This window comes from Anaeromyxobacter soli (genome assembly GCF_022808855.1).
Classification (GTDB): Bacteria; Myxococcota; Myxococcia; order Myxococcales; family Anaeromyxobacteraceae; genus Anaeromyxobacter; species Anaeromyxobacter soli.
The window spans coordinates 94096-112400 of sequence record NZ_JAKZLF010000013.1; the positions used below are offsets into that span (position 1 = coordinate 94096).

18 protein-coding genes are annotated in these 18305 nt (G+C 74.1%); 5 read left to right on the forward strand and 13 right to left on the reverse strand.

Features of this window, described 5'->3' with window-relative positions:
* Window position 1 precedes the first annotated feature (1 nt).
* The 4 genes from coaE to MLV88_RS11615 all read left to right on the forward strand — a co-directional run bounded on the left by coaE (window position 2) and on the right by MLV88_RS11615 (window position 2786).
* Window positions 2-634, forward strand: coding sequence for a dephospho-CoA kinase (gene coaE, locus MLV88_RS11600; RefSeq protein ID WP_242335695.1), 633 nt, complete (start codon window positions 2-4; stop codon window positions 632-634).
* A gap of 8 nt (window positions 635-642) precedes the next feature.
* On the forward strand, window positions 643-1764 hold the full coding sequence (locus MLV88_RS11605) for an SDR family oxidoreductase (RefSeq protein WP_242335691.1): 1122 nt from the start codon (window positions 643-645) through the stop codon (window positions 1762-1764).
* Between the two features lie 132 nt (window positions 1765-1896).
* Window positions 1897-2304: a MaoC family dehydratase gene (locus MLV88_RS11610; protein WP_242335688.1), complete on the forward strand. Its 408-nt coding sequence runs from the start codon at window positions 1897-1899 to the stop codon at window positions 2302-2304.
* Between the two features lie 2 nt (window positions 2305-2306).
* Window positions 2307-2786 (forward strand): FAS1-like dehydratase domain-containing protein, encoded by a 480-nt coding sequence (locus MLV88_RS11615; RefSeq protein WP_242335685.1) that lies wholly within the window; start codon window positions 2307-2309, stop codon window positions 2784-2786.
* A gap of 68 nt (window positions 2787-2854) precedes the next feature.
* Here MLV88_RS11615 and MLV88_RS11620 read toward each other — a convergent pair whose 3' ends face one another.
* The 13 genes from MLV88_RS11620 to trmFO all read right to left on the reverse strand — a co-directional run bounded on the left by MLV88_RS11620 (window position 2855) and on the right by trmFO (window position 17565).
* Complete coding sequence (locus tag MLV88_RS11620) at window positions 2855-3061, reverse strand: DUF1059 domain-containing protein (protein WP_242335682.1); 207 nt, start codon at window positions 3059-3061, stop codon at window positions 2855-2857.
* Window positions 3062-3296: 235 nt separating this feature from the next.
* Entirely contained in the window at window positions 3297-4652 is a 1356-nt protein-coding gene (gene argG, locus MLV88_RS11625) for an argininosuccinate synthase (RefSeq protein WP_242335679.1), read from the reverse strand.
* Window positions 4653-4726: 74 nt separating this feature from the next.
* Window positions 4727-5530, reverse strand: coding sequence for a tetratricopeptide repeat protein (locus tag MLV88_RS11630; RefSeq protein WP_243337541.1), 804 nt, complete (start codon window positions 5528-5530; stop codon window positions 4727-4729).
* A 3-nt stretch (window positions 5531-5533) separates the two neighbouring features.
* Window positions 5534-7399: a molecular chaperone DnaK gene (dnaK, locus tag MLV88_RS11635; RefSeq protein ID WP_243337542.1), complete on the reverse strand. Its 1866-nt coding sequence runs from the start codon at window positions 7397-7399 to the stop codon at window positions 5534-5536.
* Window positions 7396-8361: a J domain-containing protein gene (locus MLV88_RS11640; protein WP_243337543.1), complete on the reverse strand. Its 966-nt coding sequence runs from the start codon at window positions 8359-8361 to the stop codon at window positions 7396-7398. Before MLV88_RS11640 ends, dnaK begins: the two co-directional genes overlap by 4 nt.
* Window positions 8362-8480: 119 nt before the next feature.
* On the reverse strand, window positions 8481-9410 hold the full coding sequence (gene argF, locus MLV88_RS11645; RefSeq protein ID WP_243337544.1) for an ornithine carbamoyltransferase: 930 nt from the start codon (window positions 9408-9410) through the stop codon (window positions 8481-8483).
* 18 nt (window positions 9411-9428) lie between these two features.
* On the reverse strand, window positions 9429-10637 hold the full coding sequence (locus MLV88_RS11650; RefSeq protein WP_243337545.1) for an acetylornithine transaminase: 1209 nt from the start codon (window positions 10635-10637) through the stop codon (window positions 9429-9431).
* Window positions 10638-10693: 56 nt separating this feature from the next.
* Complete coding sequence (locus MLV88_RS11655; RefSeq protein ID WP_243337547.1) at window positions 10694-11542, reverse strand: c-type cytochrome; 849 nt, start codon at window positions 11540-11542, stop codon at window positions 10694-10696.
* Window positions 11543-11646: 104 nt separating this feature from the next.
* A complete protein-coding gene (gene hslU, locus MLV88_RS11660; RefSeq protein ID WP_242341130.1) occupies window positions 11647-13044 on the reverse strand; it encodes an ATP-dependent protease ATPase subunit HslU in 1398 nt (465 codons plus the stop codon).
* 3 nt (window positions 13045-13047) lie between these two features.
* Entirely contained in the window at window positions 13048-13593 is a 546-nt protein-coding gene (gene hslV, locus MLV88_RS11665; protein WP_243337550.1) for an ATP-dependent protease subunit HslV, read from the reverse strand.
* A gap of 77 nt (window positions 13594-13670) precedes the next feature.
* On the reverse strand, window positions 13671-14600 hold the full coding sequence (xerC, locus tag MLV88_RS11670; RefSeq protein ID WP_243337552.1) for a tyrosine recombinase XerC: 930 nt from the start codon (window positions 14598-14600) through the stop codon (window positions 13671-13673).
* 68 nt (window positions 14601-14668) lie between these two features.
* Window positions 14669-16258, reverse strand: a complete 1590-nt coding sequence (locus tag MLV88_RS11675; RefSeq protein ID WP_243337554.1) for a TolB-like translocation protein — start codon at window positions 16256-16258, stop codon at window positions 14669-14671.
* Complete coding sequence (gene trmFO, locus MLV88_RS11680; RefSeq protein ID WP_242341126.1) at window positions 16210-17565, reverse strand: methylenetetrahydrofolate--tRNA-(uracil(54)-C(5))-methyltransferase (FADH(2)-oxidizing) TrmFO; 1356 nt, start codon at window positions 17563-17565, stop codon at window positions 16210-16212. The genes MLV88_RS11675 and trmFO overlap by 49 nt, the downstream gene beginning before the upstream one ends.
* Window positions 17566-17768: 203 nt before the next feature.
* Between trmFO and MLV88_RS11685 the strand changes: the two genes are divergently transcribed.
* The gene (locus tag MLV88_RS11685; protein ID WP_242341125.1) at window positions 17769-18158 is read left to right on the forward strand and encodes a TraR/DksA family transcriptional regulator; all 390 of its coding nucleotides are present in this window, start codon (window positions 17769-17771) and stop codon (window positions 18156-18158) included.
* Window positions 18159-18305 lie beyond the last annotated feature (147 nt).

Here is an 18305-nt window from a genome sequence, read left to right on the forward strand (position 1 = left end):
CGTGCGTGTCATCGGCCTCACCGGCGGGATCGCCACGGGAAAGAGCACGTTCGCGGCGGCCCTGCGCAGCCGGGGCGTCCCGGTCATCGACGCGGACGCCCTCGCGCGCGCGGTGGTCGAGCCCGGCACCCCGGCGCTCTCCGAGATCGCGCGCGTCTTCGGGCCCGGCGTGCTCGACGCCCGGGGCGCCCTCGACCGGCGGGCGCTCGGCGCCATCGTCTTCTCGGACCCGGAGGCGCGCCGGCGCCTCGAGGAGATCACCCACCCGGCCATCCGCGCGGCGATGGTGGCCGAGACCGCCCGCCTCGCCGGCCTCGGACACGACCTCGCCTTCTACGACGTGCCGCTCCTCTTCGAGGTCGGCCTCGACGCGGCGCTCGACAGCGTCGTCGTGGTGTGGGCGCCGCGCGACGTGCAGCGCGCCCGGGTCGTGCGGCGGGACGGGAGCACCCCCGCCGAGGCGGACGCGCGCCTCGCGGCGCAGCTCCCCATCGACGAGAAGGCCAGGCGGGCCGACTTCCTCGTGGACAACGCCGACGAGGAGGACCTCGGCCCCAAGGCGGACCGCCTCCTCGCGGACCTCCGGCGGGGCCTCGGGCGGAAGCTTCCCAACGCACCCGCCGTACGTTATTGACCCCGCCGATGCCCTCCTCCGAGCGCGTCCAGCTCGTCACCGGTTACCCCGGCTTCATCGGCAAGCGCCTCGTGCGCCAGCTCGCCCAGGCGGCGCCCGACCGCGGCCGGCTCGTGCTGCTCGTGCAGCCGAAGCACGCGGCCGCCGCGCGCGCCGAGCTCGCCGCGCTGGGGGCGCGGCACACCGAGGTCGTCGAGGGCGACGTCGAGCAGATGCACCTCGGCCTCTCCGGCGCCGAGTTCAAGGCGCTCGCCGGCGCGGTGACCGACGTCTGGCACCTCGCCGCCATCTCCTGGCTCGGGGCCGATCCGCGCTACGTCCGTCGCGTGAACGTCGAGGGCACCCGCAACGTCCTCGAGCTCGCGCAGCGCGCTCGCCGGCTCGCGCGGCTCAACCACTTCTCGACCGCGCTCGTCTCCGGCGACCGCGAGGGCGTCATCCTCGAGGACGAGCTGGCGCTGGGCCAGCGCTTCCACGACGCCTACGAGGAGAGCAAGTACGAGGCGGAGCTGCTCGTGCGCCGCGCTCAGGCCGATCTTCCCGCGACGATCTACCGGCCGAGCATCGTGGTGGGCGACTCGCGCACCGGCGAGATCGACCGCTTCGAGGGCCCGTACGCGCTCGCGATCCTCCTCGTGGCGTCGCCGCTCGCCGTCCCGCTGCCGCTCCCGGGCGCCGGCTCGGCGCCGCTCAACGTCGTGCCGATCGACTTCGTCGTCGAGGCGTCGCTCTCGATCGCCCGGAACCCCGCCGCGGCGGGCAAGACCGTCCACCTCGTGGACCCCGCGCCGCTCTCGACGCGGCGCGTGTACGAGCTCATCGCCGCGCGCGCGGGCAAGCGGCTCCCCTCGATCGCCTTCCCGTCCCGAGCGTTCGACGCGATCCTCCAGCTCCCCGTGCTCGAGCGGCTCTCCCGCCCGCACCGCCCCGCGCTCGCGCGGGTGAACCACCTCGCGATCTACAACCCGCGCAACCTGCTCGACCTGCTCGAGGGCACCGGCATCCGCTGCCCGCCCATCGCGAGCTACCTCGACCGCCTCATGGACTTCGTGCAGGGCGCCTTCGCGCGCCGGCGCGAGGACGCCGCCCGGGCGGCGGAGGTGGAGGACCCGCTCGATCCGCGCGGGTGACCGGGCGCCGCCGCCGTGAACCTCGCGACGGCTCGGCTCGGCCCTGGCGAGCGTCGCGTGACGCGCGGCGTCAGGCGCGCCGGCCGGGGCCGGAGACTTGTGCTGCCGTCCGCTCTCCCTTACAGGGATGGGATGAAACGCCTCCAGGACTTCACCGCGGGCGACACCTTCGAGCTCGTCCGGGAGGTCGATCCTTACCGTCCCGTCTACTACGCGGGCGCGTCGGGCGACTTCAACCCGATCCACATCGACCCCGAGGTCGGCCGCGCCGCCGGCTACCACGGCGTCATCCTCCAGGGCATGTGCACGTTCTCGTGGCTCTCCGACGCGTGCGTGGGGTACCTGGACGATCCCGCCCGGCTCGTGCGCGTGCGCGCCCGCTTCACGAAGCCCGTACAGGTGGGCGACGTCATCCGGATCGAGGGGCGCTGCGTGGCCGTCGAGGGCAGCGCGGTGAAGCTGGAGCTCTCCGCGAGGAACCAGCGGGGTGAGGACGTGCTGAAGAGCGCCGTGGCCGAGGGCCGCGTCGAGGAGAGGTGATCGTGCCCGTCGACAGGAAGCACCTCGGCCGCCGCTACGGGCCGTACCGGTTCCAGGTGAGCGTCGAGCAGATCAAGGACTTCGTGGCCGCCACCGGCGGCGGCGTCCCCGGCCATGCGTTCCCGAGCCCGCCGGACCGGTTTCATCACCCGTGGACCTGGGACGAGGAGGCCGCGAAGGCGTCCCCGCACGGCGGGATCGTCGCGCCCCCGACGTTCGCGACCACGTTCGCCATCGAGCCGTTCGCGCGGGCCTGCTCGGATCCGGAGCTCGCGGTGAACGTCCTCCGGCTCGTCCACGGAGAGCAGGAGTTCGAGTTCCACGAGCCGGTGCGGCCGGGCGACGTCCTCGAGACCGAGGGCGAGATCACCCGCCTCCAGGAGCGCGGCAACCTCGACTTCGTCGAGGTCACCACGACCACGCGCAACCAGCACGGGCGCGTGGTGGTGAAGGGCGTCTGGACGGCGATCGTCCGGAATTGACGGCTCGAGCGACGGCGTGATTCGCGACACCGAGTGGTCGCGAATCACGCACCGTCACGCGCTGCCGCTCAGCGCCGCGCCATCGACCGCTGGTGGGCGTCGCTCGACTCGTCGTGGATGAGCCCCTTCACCTTGTCCGCGAGCTCCGGCGTCACCGTCAGGTTGTGCGCCTGCTGCGCGTGACGACCGGCCTGATCCAGGATCTCCTGCTCGTTGCTCCCGCGCGCCACGAAGTCGCAGCTCATCCCCACGTCCCGGCAATGGAAGTCCTTCATGGTCCACCTCCCCGCAGCCACGTACCGCGGGCCGGCGGCGCCGGCGAGGGGACGCACGGGTTCCCTCGCACTCGGGCTCGCGCGGTGGAGCGGGCGCACGCCCGCGGCGCAGCCGCCACGGCGCGCGCAGGGCGGCGCGCGCGGCGGGCGGTGCCCGAAAGCAGGACGCCCCCGCCGGCGAGGCCGACGGGGGCTCCGTGACGACTCGCGCGGCGCGCGCCGGGCGCGCCTCGAGTCACTCGTCGTCTTCGCCGGCCCCGAGCAGCGCCGAGATGCTCGGCCCGCTCTTCGCCGCCCCGAGCGCGCGGACCGCGTCGAGGTGGTGCAGGAGGAGCGCGCGGTTGTCGCCCACGTTCAGGTTCTGCAGCTCGAGCGCGCCGATGCGGTCCTCCGGCGTGAACGCCGGCTCCTCCACCCGCTCCATGGAGAGCTTCTCGGGCGCGTAGCTCATGTACACGGCCTTCGTGGCGACGATCGTCCAGTCGTCCCCGCGGCGCAGCTCGACCTTCACGGAGCCGGTGACCGCCGGGGCGATCCAGCGCGTGAGCGCGTCCCGGAGCATCATCGCCTCGGGGTCGTACCACTTGCCCTCGTACAGCAGCCGGCCCAGCCTGCGGCCGAGCGTGAAGTAGAGATCGAGGGTGTTCTCGTTGTGGATCGCGGAGAGGAGCCGCTCGTAGGCGAGGTGGAGGAGCGCCATGCCGGGCGCCTCGTAGATGCCGCGGCTCTTCGCGTCGATGACGCGGTTCTCGATCTGGTCGCTCATCCCCAGGCCGTGGCGCCCGCCGATGCGGTTCGCCTCGAGGAACAGCTCGTAGGGCGACTCGAAGCGCTTGCCGTTGAGCTCCACCGGCTGGCCGTTCTCGTAGGCGACGGTGACCTCCTCGGCCTTGACCGCCACCTCCGGCTTCCAGTGCGCGACGCCCATGATCGGGTTCACGATCCGCATGCCCGAGTCGAGCCGCTCGAGGTCCTTCGCCTCGTGCGTGGCGCCGAGCACGTTCGCGTCGGTGGAGTAGGCCTTCTCCGTCCCCATCTTGTAGGGGAGCTTCCGGCGCTCGAGGTACTCGCTCATCTCCTTGCGGCCGCCGAAGGCGGTCACGAACGCCTGGTCGAGCCACGGCTTGTAGATCTTGAGGTCGGGGTCGACCAGGATCCCGTAGCGGTAGAAGCGCTGGATGTCGTTGCCCTTGTGCGTCGAGCCGTCGCCGAAGACGTGCACGCCGTCCTCGCGCATCGCCCGCACGATGGCGGTCGTGGTCACCGCGCGGCCGAGCGGGGTCGTGTTGAAGTACTTCTTGCCGCCCGAGGAGAGGTGGAACGCGCCGCACTGGATGGCGGCGAGCCCCTCCCGCACCATCGAGTCGCGGCAGTCGATGAGCCGCGCCTTCACGGCGCCGTGCTGCAGCGCGATGGGCGGGATGTCGGCCGGGTTCGCCTCGTCCGGCTGCGCGAGGTCGGCCGTGTAGGCGTGGACGGCCATGCCCTGCTCCGACAGCCAGGCGACGGCGCAGCGGGTGTCGAGGCCTCCGCTGAAGGCGATGCCGAGGGCGGTTCCCTTGGGCGGGAGCGACTTGTAGATGCGGCTCATGGTCCCCGCGACGTAGCAGAAAATGCCGTCGCGTTCCAGCGCGGGTCGCGCCGGGAGGCGCGCTCGCTCGCCTCCTAGACCGCGATCACGCCCTCGGCGAGCAGCCGCGCGAGGATCCGGGCCGTGTCGAGCCGCGGCAGGCCGGAGAGGGCGAAGAGCGCCTCGAAGTCCACCGTCCCGTCGACCTGCGCGAGCAGGAAGCCGGCCCGGTGATCGAGGTTCAGCCAGAGGACCTCCTCCGGACGGATGGCGAGGCGCGGCACGCCCGTGCGCGGGCCGAGCTTCGACTCGTACATCGCGACGAGCGTCGCCTCGTTCTCCGCCAGGTACGCGCGCGCCTCCGGGTGGTCCGGATCGACCTGCAGGACCTTCTCGATGAGCTCGAGCGAGCCCGAGAAGTCGCCGAGCGCGAACAGCTCCTTCGCGGCCGCGAGCCACGCGGTCGGCTCGCCGCGCCGGTCCGCGCCGCCCGGGGCGCCCGGGGCGCCCTCCGGCACGAGGGGTCGCAGGCCCGACTTCTCCGAGACCGCCTCGAGATCCAGGCCGCCTCCCGGCTCGAGCACGTAGGTCGCGGCAGCCGCCGGACCGTCGTCCCAGGGCGACGGCGCGAACTCCTGCCCGCGCTCGGGCCGCGGCGGTGCCGGGACGGGGTGCGGCGTCACGTACCGCGAACCGGGCACCGGCGTCACCGCCCGGAACGTGCCCGGGGTCGGCGTCGAGGCGGGCGTCACGGCGTGGATCCGGACGATGTACCCGCGCGCCTTCGCGTTGCCCGGATCGAGGACCAGGACCGCCTGGAACGCGGCCAGCGCGTCCTTCACGCGCCCGGCGAGGTAGGCCTTCACGCCCTGGTCGATGAGCTCCGCCACCGTCGCCATCGCTCACCGTCCCCCGGGCGTGCGCCCGCCGGCGGCGAGCCCCTGGAAGAGCGCGAGCGTGCGCTCGAGGGGCTCCACCTCCGCGGCGAGGGCGTCGCCGTCCCGCGCCTGCATCGCCGCCCGCGCCCGCGCGAGCACGGCCTCGGCCTTCCTCAGCGCGTCCCCCCCGAAGCGCGTCCGCTCGATCGCGTCGCGCGCGGCGGGGACGAGCGCCTCGACCTCGTTCACCATCCGGCTGATCCACTGCCGCCGCTCCTCGATCTCGCGCGTCGTCTGCTTGCGCTGGAGCTGCTCGTCGAGCTGCTCGTCGAGGATCCGCCGCAGCTCCTCCTCGGTCAGGCCGGAGGTGGCGGTGACCGTGATCGACTGCCGCTGCCCGGTGGCGACGTCCTTCGCCGAGACGCCGACGATGCCGTCCGCGCTGATCTCGAAGGTGACCTCGATCGAGATCTCGCCGCGCCGGGCGGGCGGGATGCCGTCGAGGACGAACTCGCCCAGGAGCTCGTTCTCGATCGCGCGCTCGCTCTCGCCCTGGAGGACGGCGATGCGCACGGAGGTCTGATCGTCCCTCACCGTCGTGAAGAGGTGGGTCTGCGCGGTGGGGACGGTGGTGTTCCGCGGGATGACCGTCTGGAAGTAGCCGCCCACCACGAGGAGGCCGAGGTTCTGGGGCGTGACGTCGAGGAGGAGGACGTCGTCCCCCTTCGCCGGCGCCGCGAGGGCGTGGGCCTGGATCGCCGCGCCGAGCGCGACCACCTCGTCCGGGTGGACCCCCTTGCACGGCTCGCGCCCGAAGAACTCGCGCACCGCGCGCTGCACGCGCGGCATGCGGGTCATCCCGCCGACGAGGATCACCTCGCCGACCTGGGCCGGGCGGACGCCGGCGTCCTTCAGGGTCCGATCGGTGACGGCGATGCAGCGATCGACGAGGTCCTTCGTGAGCTCCTCCAGCCCCTCACGCGAGAGCTGGCGGTCGAGGTGCAGGGCGCCCTTGCCCTCCCCGCCGCCGAGCAGGAACGGCAGGTGGATCGCGGCGGTCTGGGTGGAGGAGAGCTCGCACTTGGCGCGCTCGGCCGCGTCGCGGACCCGCTGCAGCGCCATCTTGTCCTGGCGAAGGTCCACCCCGCCGTGCTCCTTCGCGAAGCCGAAGGTGAGCCAGTCCATGACCCGGCGGTCGAAGTCCTCGCCGCCGAGGTAGGTGTCGCCCCCGACGGCGACGACGTCGTAGACGCTCCTGCCGATGTCGAGCACCGAGACGTCGAACGTGCCGCCGCCGAGGTCGAACACGACGACCTTGCTCTGCACGTGCTTCCCGAACCCGTAGGCGAGCGCCGCGGCCGTGGGCTCGTTCACGATCCGCAGCACCTCGAGCCCGGCGATCCGCCCCGCGTCCTTCGTGGCCTGGCGCTGCCCGTCGTTGAAGTAGGCGGGGACGGTGACGACGGCGCGGCGCACCGGCCGGCCCAGGAACGCCTCCGCGTCCCCCTTCAGCTCGGCGAGCACGAGCGCCGAGATCTCCGGGATGGAGACCGCGCGGCCGCCGAGCTCCACGCGGACGTCGTTCCCCTCCGGGCCCGCCACGAGCGCGTAAGGCAGGACCTTGCGGGCGTCCTCGACCTCCTGCGACCCCCAGCGGCGGCCGATGAGCCGCTTCGCGGCGAACACCGTGCCGTCGGGGTTCGTGATCGCCTGCCGCTTCGCGAGCGCGCCCACGAGGCGCTTGCCGTTCTTCGCGATCGCCACGACCGAGGGCGTGAGCGGCTGTCCGGTGCGCCCGGGGATGACGCGCGGGATGCCGTCCTGGACCGTGGCGACCACCGAGTTCGTGGTGCCGAGGTCGACGCCGACGACGGGATCGAGGTCGCTCATCCGAGGAAGCTCCACCGGAGGCTCTTCAGGCGCGCCCTGGCCGACGCGCGTCCGGGCTCGAGCTCAAGGGCGCGCTCCAGCGCGCGGCGGGCCTCCTTTCGCTCTCCCTGCGCGTCGAGCACCATCCCGAGCGCCTCGTGGGCGATCGCGGCCCGCGGCGCGGCGCGCACCGCGGCGTCGGCGAGGGCCCGCGCCGCCGCGACGTCGCCCGCCGCGAGCGCCGCGCGCGCTCCGCCTGCGGCGGCGCGCACGTTGCCCGGATCGATCTCCAGCGCCTCCCGGTAGGCCGCGAGCGCCGCGCCCGGCCGGCCGCTGGCCTCCGCCGCCGCGCCCTCGTCGACGAGCCTCCCGCCACGCTGCGCGGCGGCGCGACGGCGGGCCTCCGGGGCGAGGCGCACGGCGTCGAGGTGGCGCGGGTCGAGGCCGAGCGCGAGCTGCAGGTCGGCCGCGGCCTGCGCGAGGCGGCCCTCCGCGAGCGCCTCCTTCCCCCGCGCGACGAGCTCTCCCACGCGCGACGCGCGACCGACGATGGGGTTCTGGCGGACGAGCCGGGCCCGGCGCTCTGCCGCGCGACGCTCGTCCTCGAGGCGCCGGGCCTCGAGCTGCGCGCGCGCCTCGGGCGGCGCCGTCTCCCGGGCGTAGGCAGCGCGGCGGTCCTCGTCGGCGAGCACGTCCCGCGCCTCGGTGATCCTGCGGAACACCCGCTCCAGCCGTTCCCGGTAGCTCCCGAGCCGGCGCCCTGCGTAGCGGTCGGGGTGAAAGACTTTCACCTTTTCGAGGTAGGCAGCGCGGGCCGCCTCCACGGAGGCGTTCCACGGCAGGCCCAGCGCCTCCCAGTGGGTCCAGCCGTCCGCGTGGGCTGCGGCGAACAGGACGTCCTTCCGGCGGTCGAGCTCGAGTTCGACATCCTCGGCGAGGTCCGCGGGTGCGAACCGGAACCCTCTGAATTTGTCGCTGTTCAAGCCAGATGACCCCCGCCACCCGCTGGCCAGGCGACATTACCGGCCGTCACGGGGAGGGTCAACGCGGCACACCACGGATGGTGCGCCACCCGAAAGGCCCGGTATGGCCGGACCCACCTCTAGCGGGGGGACAGCAGCAGCTCGAGCAGCGCCTTCTGGGCGTGGAGCCGGTTCTCGGCCTCGTCGAACACCGCCGACTGCGGCCCCTCGAGCACACCGTCGGAGATCTCCTCGCCGCGGTGGGCCGGGAGGCAGTGCAGGACGATCGCCTCCGGACGCGCCTTCTGCATGAGCGCCTCGTCGACGATGAACCCCGCGAACCGGCGCTGTCGCTCGGCCGCCTCGCCCTCCTGGCCCATGCTCGCCCAGACGTCGGTGTTCACGACGTGGGCGCCGTCCACGGCCTCCGCCGGCGAGCGCACGACCCGCGCGTGGGCGCCGGCGCGGGCGAGGAGCTTCGGATCGGGATCGTAGCCCTCGGGGCACGCGATGCGCAGGTCGAAGCCGAGCAGGACGCAGGCCTCGAGCCAGCTGTTCGCCATGTTGTTGCCGTCGCCGATCCAGGCCACCGACAGCCCGCCCTTCGAGAGCGCGTCCGCGCCGAAGCGCTCGGTCACGGTGAGCAGGTCGGCGAGGAGCTGGCAGGGGTGCGACGAGTCGGTGAGGGCGTTCACCACCGGGACCGAGGCGTAGCGCGACATCTCCTCGATCTTCTCGTGCTCGAACGTGCGGACGACGAGGCAGTCGAGGTAGCGAGAGAGGACGCGCGCGGTGTCGCGGATGGGCTCGCCGCGCCCGAGCTGCGTGTCGCGCGGCGACAGCATCATGGCGTCGCCGCCGAGCTGGTAGGCGGCCACGGCGAACGAGACGCGCGTCCGCGTCGACGCCTTCTCGAACACGAGGCCGATGGTGGCGTGCTCGAGGGGCCTCGGCCCCCGCTTGCCGAGGAGCTTCCACTCCGCGGCGCGCTCCACGAGCTCGAGGAGCTCGGAGCGATCGAGATCGGTGAGGCGGAGGAAGTCGCGCTTCGTGCCGGTCGGGCGTGCCATGGGGGATCTCCGCGGGAGTCAGGACTTCGCGGGCGCCGCCGCGAGGGCGGCGGCGAGCCGCTCGACGGCGAGGTCCGCCTCGGCCGCCGTGAGGTTGAGGGGAGGAGCGAGGCGCAGCACGTCGTCGCCGATGGCGTTGACGAGCAGGCCGCGGGCGCGGGCGCCCTTCATCACCTCTGCGGCCGAGACGCCCTTCACCACCACCGCGAGCAGCATGCCCCGGCCGCGCACCGAGGCGACCCGGCCGCCGGCGGCGAGCCGCTCGAGCCCTGCCCGCAGCCGCGCGCCCACCTCCCGCGACCCCTCGAGCACGCCGCCCGAGAGCTCCGCGAGCACCGCGAGCGCCACCGCGCAGCCGAGCGGATTGCCGCCGTAGGTGCTGCCGTGGCTGCCGGGCGTGAGGTGCTGGCCGACCTCCTCCGACGCGAGGAGCGCGCCGATGGGGAAGCCGCCGCCGAGCGACTTCGCGCTCGACATGAGGTCGGGGGTGACGCCCGCCCACTCGTGCGCCCACAGCCTCCCGGTCCGGCCCATGCCGGTCTGGACCTCGTCGAGGCAGAGCAGCACGCCGCGCTGCCGCGTGAGCTCGCGCGCCGCCTGCAGGTACCCCTCGGGCGCGGGGATCACCCCCGACTCGCCCATGATCGGCTCCACGATGAAGGCCGCCGCCGTGCCGTCGAGCGCGGCCTCGAGCGCGGCGACATCGCCGAACTTCACGTGGCGCACGCCGGGGACGAGGGGCTCGAAGCCCTGGCGGTACTTCTCCTGCCCGCCCACGGTGACGGTGAAGAGCGAGCGTCCGTGGAAGGAGTCGTCGCACGAGACGATCACGTTGCGCTCGGGGTGGCCGAGGTCGTGGTGGTACTTGCGGGCGAGCTTCAGCATCGCCTCGTTGGCCTCGGCGCCGCTGTTGCAGAAGAAGGCGCGGCTGGCCCACGGGGTAACCTCGAGCAGCGCCTCCGCGAGCTCCACCTGGCGCGGGATGAAGTAGTGGTTGGAGACGTGCCACACCGTGCGGGCCTGCTCCTCGAGCGCCTTCACGAGCGCGGGGTGGCAGTGCCCGAGCACGTTGACCGCCACGCCGCCCAGGAAGTCGAGGTACTCGTTCCCGTCGGCGTCCCAGACCCGGACGCCCTCGCCGCGCGCGATCGCCACCGGCTGTTGCCGGTAGTTGGGGGTGAGCACCTTCTGCGCGCGCTTTGCGACGGCCTCGTTGTTGCCGGTCATCTAGCGCTTATAGCAGCGGCGGGGCGGGTGTTCTAGAGCGGCGCGCGCCCCGCGGGTCAGCGCTTGCCGGCGGGGCGCGGCGGCCACGTCGGCGCGCGGACGCGCTCTTCTCGTACGGTCGCGTTGTACGCGCCGGATGGCCCCAGGTGACGCGACAGGTCGAAGTCCGGCCGCGGCTTCGCGTTCACGAACGCCGCGAGGTCGACCGCCTCGCCGTCCTGGAGGTTCGGCTCGTCCGGCGGCATCGTCACCTTGAGGAACCCCGCCAGCTTCGTCGCGTCCGCGAGCCCTGCCCCCGCGTTGTACGAACGCGGGCCCCAGACCGGCGGGTCGCCCTGGCCGTCCTCGCCGTGGCACGCGGCGCAGCGCTCCGCGTACAGCGCGGCGCCGCGCGCCGTGTCGACCTTGGACGGATCCACGGACAGCTTCGGGAAGCTGCGCGGCCCGAGCGGCGCCTTGGGGTTCTGCGCGATCCGCTCGCCGGTCGAGAGCCACGTGAGGTACGCGGTGATGGCGACGGCGGGTGCGCCGCCGTTCGGCGGCCGCTGCCCGTTCATGCTGCGCATGAAGCAGTTGAGGACCCGATCCTCGAGCGTGATGACCGCCTTCTCCCGGGGGGACCACGCCGGATAGGCCGCCGCGACGCCGACGAGGGTCGCGCCGCCGGCCTGCGCTCCGGCCTGCGGGTGACAGGACGCGCAGCTCAGCGCGTTCTTCACGTACCGACGCGTGAGCGGGTGCGTCCCGGTCCGCTCGAAGAGCTCCTTACCGAGCCGGATCGTGTCCCCGAGCGGCCCCTCCGGCAGCTCGCGCGCGGGCGCCTCTTCCGCGCCGCGCGCCGCCACGGGCGCGATCCCCGAGGCGGCGAGGACGAGCGCGAGCGGGGCCAGGCGGCGGGAGAGCATGGTGACCTCCGGACCCCACCGTCGGTCCGTGGCTCGCCCGCGGCAAGCGGGCACGTGGGGCCGTGAGCGATCGGCCGCCCGGTGGGGTGGACGGCGGGCCGCCGCTACAGGATGTACCGGGCGAGATCCTCGTCCTGGGCGATGCCCTCGAGCCGCTCCCGCACGTACGCGGCGTCGATGACGATCCGCTGGCCGCGCAGGTCCGGCGCGTCGAAGGAGATGCCGTCGAGCAGCCGCTCCATCACCGTGTGCAGCCGGCGCGCGCCGATGTTCTCCATCCGCTCGTTCACCTCGGCGGAGATGCGCGCGATCTCCTCGACGGCGTCGTCGCGGAACTGCACGTCCACGCCCTCGGTGGCGAGGAGGGCGGTGTACTGGCGGACGAGGGAGCTCCTCGGCTCCTTGAGGATGCGGACGAGGTCCTCCCGGCCGAGCGGCTCGAGCTCGACGCGGATGGGGAAGCGGCCCTGCAGCTCGGGGATGAGGTCCGAGACCTTCGCCACGTGGAAGGCGCCGGCGGCGATGAAGAGCACGTGGTCGGTCTTCACGACCCCGTACTTGGTGTTGACGTTCGACCCCTCGACGATGGGCAGGAGGTCCCGCTGCACGCCGCCGCGCGACACGTCCGGCCCGTGCCCGGCGTCGCGCCCGGCGATCTTGTCGATCTCGTCGATGAAGATGATGCCGGCGTTCTGCGCGCGATCGAGCGCCTCGCGGACCACCCGGTCCATGTCGACCATCCGGGAGGCCTCCTCCTGCGTGAGGAGCTCGAGCGCCTCCTTCACCTGCACCTTGCGCTTCCGCTTCTTCTGGCCGCCCCCGAGCATGCTCACGATGGGGTTGTTCCCGAGCTGGCTCATCATGTCCTGGAGGCCCTGGGCCATGTCCTCCATGCCGGGCGCCATGAACGGCATCGGCGGCGGCTTCTCGGTGAGCTCCACCTCGACGAGCTCGTCGTCGAGCGTGCCGGCGCGGAGCTGCGCGCGCGCCCGCTCGCGGCCGCCGGCCGCCGGCGGCGCCTCCCCCTCGCCCTCCCCGCGCACGCGCGACACGGCGCTGCGGAACCCCAGCCCGAACCCGCCGCCGTACCCGAGCGCGTCGAGGACCTTCTCCTCCGCCGCCTCGCGCGCCCGCTCGCGGAGCTTCTCGACCTCCTCCTCCTTCACGAGCTTCACCGCCGCCTCGACGAGGTCGCGCACCATGGCGTCGACGTCCCGCCCCACGTAGCCGACCTCGGTGAACTTCGAGGCCTCGACCTTCACGAACGGCGCCCCGGCGAGCCGCGCGAGGCGCCGCGCGATCTCGGTCTTCCCCACCCCGGTCGGGCCGATCATCACGATGTTCTTGGGCAGGATCTCGTCCTTCAGCTCCGGCCCGACCTTCTGGCGGCGCCAGCGGTTGCGGAGGGCGTTCGCCACCGCGCGCTTCGCGTTGCCCTGCCCGACCACGTGGCGGTCCAGCTCGGCGACGATCTCCTTCGGCGACAGATCCTGGGGCTTCACGGCCTAGAGCTCCTCGAGCGTGAGGTTCGCGTTCGTGTAGATGCAGATCTCCGCGGCGAGCTTCATCGACTCCTCCGCGATCTGCCGCGCCGACAGGGGCGAGTGGGCGAGGAGCGCGCGCGCGGCCGCGACGGCGTACGGACCGCCCGAGCCGATGGCGACGACCGCGCCGCCCGGGACGGGATCGGGCTCGATGACGTCCCCCGCGCCGGACAGCACTAGGACGTGCTCGCGATCCGCGACGACGAGCATCGCCTCGAGGCGCCGGAGGAGCCGGTCCGTGCGCCACTGCTTCGCGAGCTCGACGGCCGCGCGGGGCAAGGAGCGCGCGTGCTCCTTGAGCTTCTTCTCGAACAGCTCGAAGAGCTGGAACGCGTCGGCGGTCGCGCCCGCGAAGCCCGCGAGGACCGAGCCCTCGGCGAGCCGGCGGACCTTCCGCGCGGTGGACTTCATGACCGTCTTGTCGAGCGTGACCTGCCCGTCGCTCGCCATGACGACCTTGCCGTCGCGTCGGACGCAGAGGACGGTGGTGCCGTGGAAGGGGCGCATCGCCCGTAGGTAGCGCCGGACGGGCGCCCGGGCAACGGCGGAGATCGACGCGGCCTGCGGCGACCGGAGCGCGAGGGTCAGCTCCGCTCGCGCTTCGCGCGCGGATGAGCGGAGTCGTAGACGGCGGCGAGGCGCTTCCAGTCCACGTGGGTGTAGCGCTGCGTCGTCGAGAGCGAGGCGTGCCCGAGGAGCTCCTGGATCCCGCGCAGGTCGGCGCCGTTCCCGAGCAGGTGCGTCGCGAAGCAGTGGCGCAGCACGTGCGGGTGCACGTGGCGAGGCAGCCCGGTCGCGATCACCGCCCGGTCGAGCCGCCGCGCGACCGAGCGTGGGCTGAGCCGTCCGCCGCGGTAGTTGAGGAAGAGCGCCTCGCGCGCGGTGGCGTGGTCGCGCCCCGCCGCGAGGACCGGCCGCGCCTCGTCGAGGTAGCGGCCGATCGCCTCGGCCGCCGTCACGCCGAACGGGACGATCCGCTCCTTGCTGCGCTTGCCGAGGACCCGCACGAGCCGGCCCCCGAGATCGACCGAGCCGCGGTCGAGCCCGGTGAGCTCCGAGACGCGCAGCCCGCTCGCGTAGAGCAGCTCGAGGAACGCGCGGTCGCGCAGCTCCAGGGGCGCGGCGAGCGCGGGGGACTCCACGAGCGCGGCGACCTCCTCCTCGGGCAGGACCTCGGGCAGCCGCTTCGGGCGCCTGGGGCCGGAGACCGAGCGCGCAGGGTTCGCCTGGGCGAGCCCCTCGCGCACGAGGAACCGGTAGAGCGTCCGGATCGCGGAGAGCTTGCGCCCGAGGCTCGTCGCGCCGGCCTCCGCCGCCGCGCGCGAGAGGAAGGCGCGCACGATCGCGGGCGAGGACGGCACGACCCCCTGCCCCGCGCTCGCAAGGTACGCGGCGTACTGGGCGAGATCGGTGAGGTACGCCTTCACCGTGTGCGGCGAGGCGCGTCGCTCCGTGCGGAGGTAGGCCGCGAAGCGCTGGATCTCGGGCGGGAGGGTCCCCTCGTCGACGGGCACGCTGCGATCGGTAGCACCGGGGTGGGCGGGAGGCGAGTTCTGGGTCGAGGTCGAGGTCGCGCCGCCCCTCACCTCGGCAGGTCGGCCACGTACACCCCCGCCCGCTTCGGGTCCGCGACCGCATAGGCGACGCCGCGCGAGTCGGGCCCGAGGAAGCGGGCGGTGCCGGGGAGCACGTGCGTGTCGATCGAGCGGAGCTTCCCACCCTCCCAGAGCGCGACGTCGAGCGCGATCATGTCGGAGCGCTGCCAGGTGAGGAGGAGCCGCCCGGGGTCGCGCGGGTCGAACTCGAAGCTCTTCACTCCCTGCGCCACGGCCTCCGGCTTCTTCCCCCCGGCGAGCCCGGCTGCCGGGACGCGTTCGAGGTCGCACGCCTCGCCGTTCCGCGTGCAGCGGGTGCGGTAGTAGAGCCAGCGCGCGTCGGGCGAGAAGGCGAAGCCGAACACGCCCTGGGCGACCCGCTCCGCCGGCGTCCCCTTCGGCGTGTCGAGGTGCGCGAGCGCGAGGTCGACCGAGTACCCGCCCCGGGTCGTGTGCTGCAGCATCGCGACGTGGGCGCCGTCCGCCGAGACCTCGAACTCGGAGACGTTCGCGCCGAAGGTCCGGGGCGACTGCCCCGGGCCGCCCGCGCCGAGGACGCCCGCGCGGACTCGCGGATCGTACTGCTCGAGCCAGGCGAGGCGCGGCGCGCGGGACGCCCAGCGAAACTCGCCCACCTCGCGACCGCACAGGGCGCCCGGCTTGCCGAGGGGGCCGACGTGGAGCTCGCCCTGCTGCCCGGGCGCGATCCCCGCGACGTAGGCGAGCGCGGCGCCGTCCCGCGAGAACGCGAACGCGCCCGCCTGGCGCGCGACCCGCGCCGGCGCACCGCCCGTCGAGAGCATGAGGTCGTACCCGGTCGCCGTCTCGACGGTGAACGCGTAGGCCGCGCCGCCCGGCGCGAAGGCGTACTCGCCGGTGCGCTCCGCCACGCGGGCGGGAGGCTCGCTCGCGGTGCGGACGGCGAGCAGCGTCCCCCCCGCGCGGACGCCGCGGCGGGCGAGCGCGGTGGTCGCCCCGGCGCGCGGCGCGCCGTCCTTGGCGAGGAGCTCGAACGAGGAGAGGCCCTCGGCCCCGGGCAGCCACGCGGGGGGCTCGCCGGGGTTCACCCAGAGCAGACGCCCGCCCGCGATCGCCGCCACGCGCTCGCTCCCCGGCACGAACCCGGTGAACGTCACGCCGTCGGCGATCCTCGCCGGCTCGCCGCCGGCGCGGGCGACGTAGAGCGTGCCCGCGCCCGAGAGGTAGTCGTACTCGCCCAGCGCGGCGAGCACCGCGCCCTGGGGCGCCCACGCGAACCCGTGCGGGAGCGTGGTGACCGAGGGCGCCACCTTGCGGGCCTCGCCGCCGGCGGCCGCCACCACCCGCAGCGCGCAGCTCGCGGTCTGGGGCGGGAGGTACTGCCCCTTCACCTCGGCGCACCCGTCGAGGAACGCGAGCCAGGCGCCGTCGGCCGAGGCCTTCAGGGCGCGCACCTGCCCGCGCATCACCGCGCGGCCGAGCCCGTGCTTCTTGGCGGCGTCGTGCTCGCCGGTGCATCCCGCCGCGAGCGCGGCCGCGGCGGCGAGGGTCAGGGCCCGGAGGCTCCAGGGGTGGCGTCCGCAACGGGGTCGATCCACGGCGCGATCTCCTTTCGCGCCCGCTCGACGTGGGCCTCCTTCCGCGCGGCCTTGCCGCGGTGGCGCCCGGTGAGCGGGGGGAACAGCGCGAAGACGACGTTCGACGGCTGGTAATCGTACCCCGGCGGATGGGCCTCGCCGGTGAGATGTCGATGGAGCGCCCCGAGCGCGGTCGCCGGGGGAGGCGGGCGGAAGCCCCTTCCGGCGAGCCGGTCCAGGATCGCGCGCGCCGCGAGGTGCCCGCACGCGGCCGACTCCACGTAGCCCTCGACCCCGGTGATCTGGCCCGCGAAGAACAGGTGCGGCCGCTCCCGCGCGGAGAGGTCCGGCGCGAGGACGCGAGGCGCCTCGAGGAACGTGTTCCGGTGGATCTGGCCGAGGCGCACGAACTCGGCGTTCGCGAGGCCGGGCACCTGCTCGCGGAAGATGCGCCGCTGCTCCGGCCAGGTGAGGCGGGTCTGGAACCCCACGAGGTTGTACGCCGTCCCCTCCACGTCCTCGCGGCGGAGCTGCACCACCGCGTGCGGGCGCCGCCCGGTGCGGGGGTCCTCGAGGCCCACCGGCTTCATCGGCCCGAACGCGAGCACCTCCGCGCCCCGCTCGGCCATCACCTCGATCGGCAGGCAGCCCTCGAAGTAGCGCGGCTCCTCGAAGTCGTGCGCGGGCACCTTCTCGCCGGCGAGCAGCGCCGTGACGAAGGCGCGGTACTGCGCCTCGTCGAAGGGCAGGTTGAGGTAGTCGTCCCCGGCGCCCTTGCCGTACCGCGAGCGCGCGTACGCGATCGAACGGTCGATCGAGTCCGCCGCCACGATCGGCGCGATGGCGTCGTAGAAGTGGAGCCGGCCGCCCGCGAAGGCGGCGATGTCCGCGGCGAGCGCGTCGCCCGTGAGCGGCCCGGTCGCGACGAGCGCGAGCTGTGGCCCCTCGGGGAGGCGCAGCACCTCCTCCTCCCGAAGGTGCACGCGAGGGTGGGCGCGGAGCCGCGCGCCGACGAGCGCGCTGAACCGCTCGCGGTCCACGGCGAGCGCGTCCCCCGCCGGGACGCGGGTCGCGTCGGCGGCGGAGAGGACGAGGCTGCCGAGGCGGCGCAGCTCCTCGTGGAGCAGCCCCACCGCGTTGTGCGGGTTGTCGGAGCGGAGCGAGTTCGAGCAGACGAGCTCGGCGAGACCGCCCTGCGTGTGAGCGGGCGAGCGCCGGCCCGGCTTCATCTCGACGAGCTCCACCTCGGCGCCGCCCTCGGCGAGCCGCCACGCGGCCTCGCTCCCCGCGAGCCCGCCGCCGATCACCGTCACGTGCGCCTGTCCCATGACCACCCGTCGTCCCATCGCATGGCTGGCTCCCCGCCAGCCGGGCGCCTACCGATCTCTCGGAACCCCGACGACCTGGCCGCCTCGACCCGCGGTGCGCAGGTTTCGAGCCGGGCGCGCCCGGGGCCCGGGGGGCGGCGGCGAGAGAGGTTTCGGCCGGACCGGGCGCGCTCCATCTACCGTCCCGACGAAAGGAACGCAACGTGGCCGACGACAGGTTCGAGACGCTGAAGAGCGAGCTGCAGCGCCGCCGCCGCGTGATCCTCGAGACCTTCCGCCGCGCCGACGCCGAGCTCGACGCGCTCCGCTCCGCCGAGCGGGATCCGGAGTTCGAGGAGGGGGCGCAGACCGACCACGAGGCGTACACCCTCGCGCGCCTCTCCGAGAACCAGCGCCGGGAGCTCCAGCAGATCGACGCCGCGCTCGCGCGGATCGACGCGGGGACGTACGGGATCTGCAAGGACTGCGACCAGGAGATCGACCCGCGGCGGCTCGCCGCCCTCCCCTACGCGCTCCTCTGCACGGAGTGCGCGGCCGGGAGCGAGCGGGCCGCGGCGCCGAGGTTCGTCGCGCCGCCCCAGCCGGGGATCTGATCTAACGGGGGCTGCGCCCCCGCCCCGCCGACGGCTGACCGCCGTCGTCGGGGGCCCCACCCCTGCTCGCCGGGTCCCGTGCGCCTACGCGTGGCGGCTTCGCCGCGAACGCGTAGGCGCGTTGATCTGACGGGGGCTGCGCCCCCG

Excerpts from the sequence above, each read along its gene's own strand:
- argF (WP_243337544.1), bottom strand. The coding sequence starts at position 9,410 with ATGGCACGCCCGACCGGCACGAAGCGCGACTTCCTCCGCCTCACCGAT.
- MLV88_RS11655 (WP_243337547.1), bottom strand. The coding sequence starts at position 11,542 with ATGCTCTCCCGCCGCCTGGCCCCGCTCGCGCTCGTCCTCGCCGCCTCG.
- MLV88_RS11610 (WP_242335688.1), top strand. The coding sequence starts at position 1,897 with ATGAAACGCCTCCAGGACTTCACCGCGGGCGACACCTTCGAGCTCGTC.
- MLV88_RS11650 (WP_243337545.1), bottom strand. The coding sequence starts at position 10,637 with ATGACCGGCAACAACGAGGCCGTCGCAAAGCGCGCGCAGAAGGTGCTC.
- MLV88_RS11620 (WP_242335682.1), bottom strand. The coding sequence starts at position 3,061 with ATGAAGGACTTCCATTGCCGGGACGTGGGGATGAGCTGCGACTTCGTG.
- dnaK (WP_243337542.1), bottom strand. The coding sequence starts at position 7,399 with ATGAGCGACCTCGATCCCGTCGTCGGCGTCGACCTCGGCACCACGAAC.
- MLV88_RS11630 (WP_243337541.1), bottom strand. The coding sequence starts at position 5,530 with ATGGCGACGGTGGCGGAGCTCATCGACCAGGGCGTGAAGGCCTACCTC.
- trmFO (WP_242341126.1), bottom strand. The coding sequence starts at position 17,565 with ATGGGACAGGCGCACGTGACGGTGATCGGCGGCGGGCTCGCGGGGAGC.
- MLV88_RS11605 (WP_242335691.1), top strand. The coding sequence starts at position 643 with ATGCCCTCCTCCGAGCGCGTCCAGCTCGTCACCGGTTACCCCGGCTTC.
- argG (WP_242335679.1), bottom strand. The coding sequence starts at position 4,652 with ATGAGCCGCATCTACAAGTCGCTCCCGCCCAAGGGAACCGCCCTCGGC.
- hslV (WP_243337550.1), bottom strand. The coding sequence starts at position 13,593 with ATGCGCCCCTTCCACGGCACCACCGTCCTCTGCGTCCGACGCGACGGC.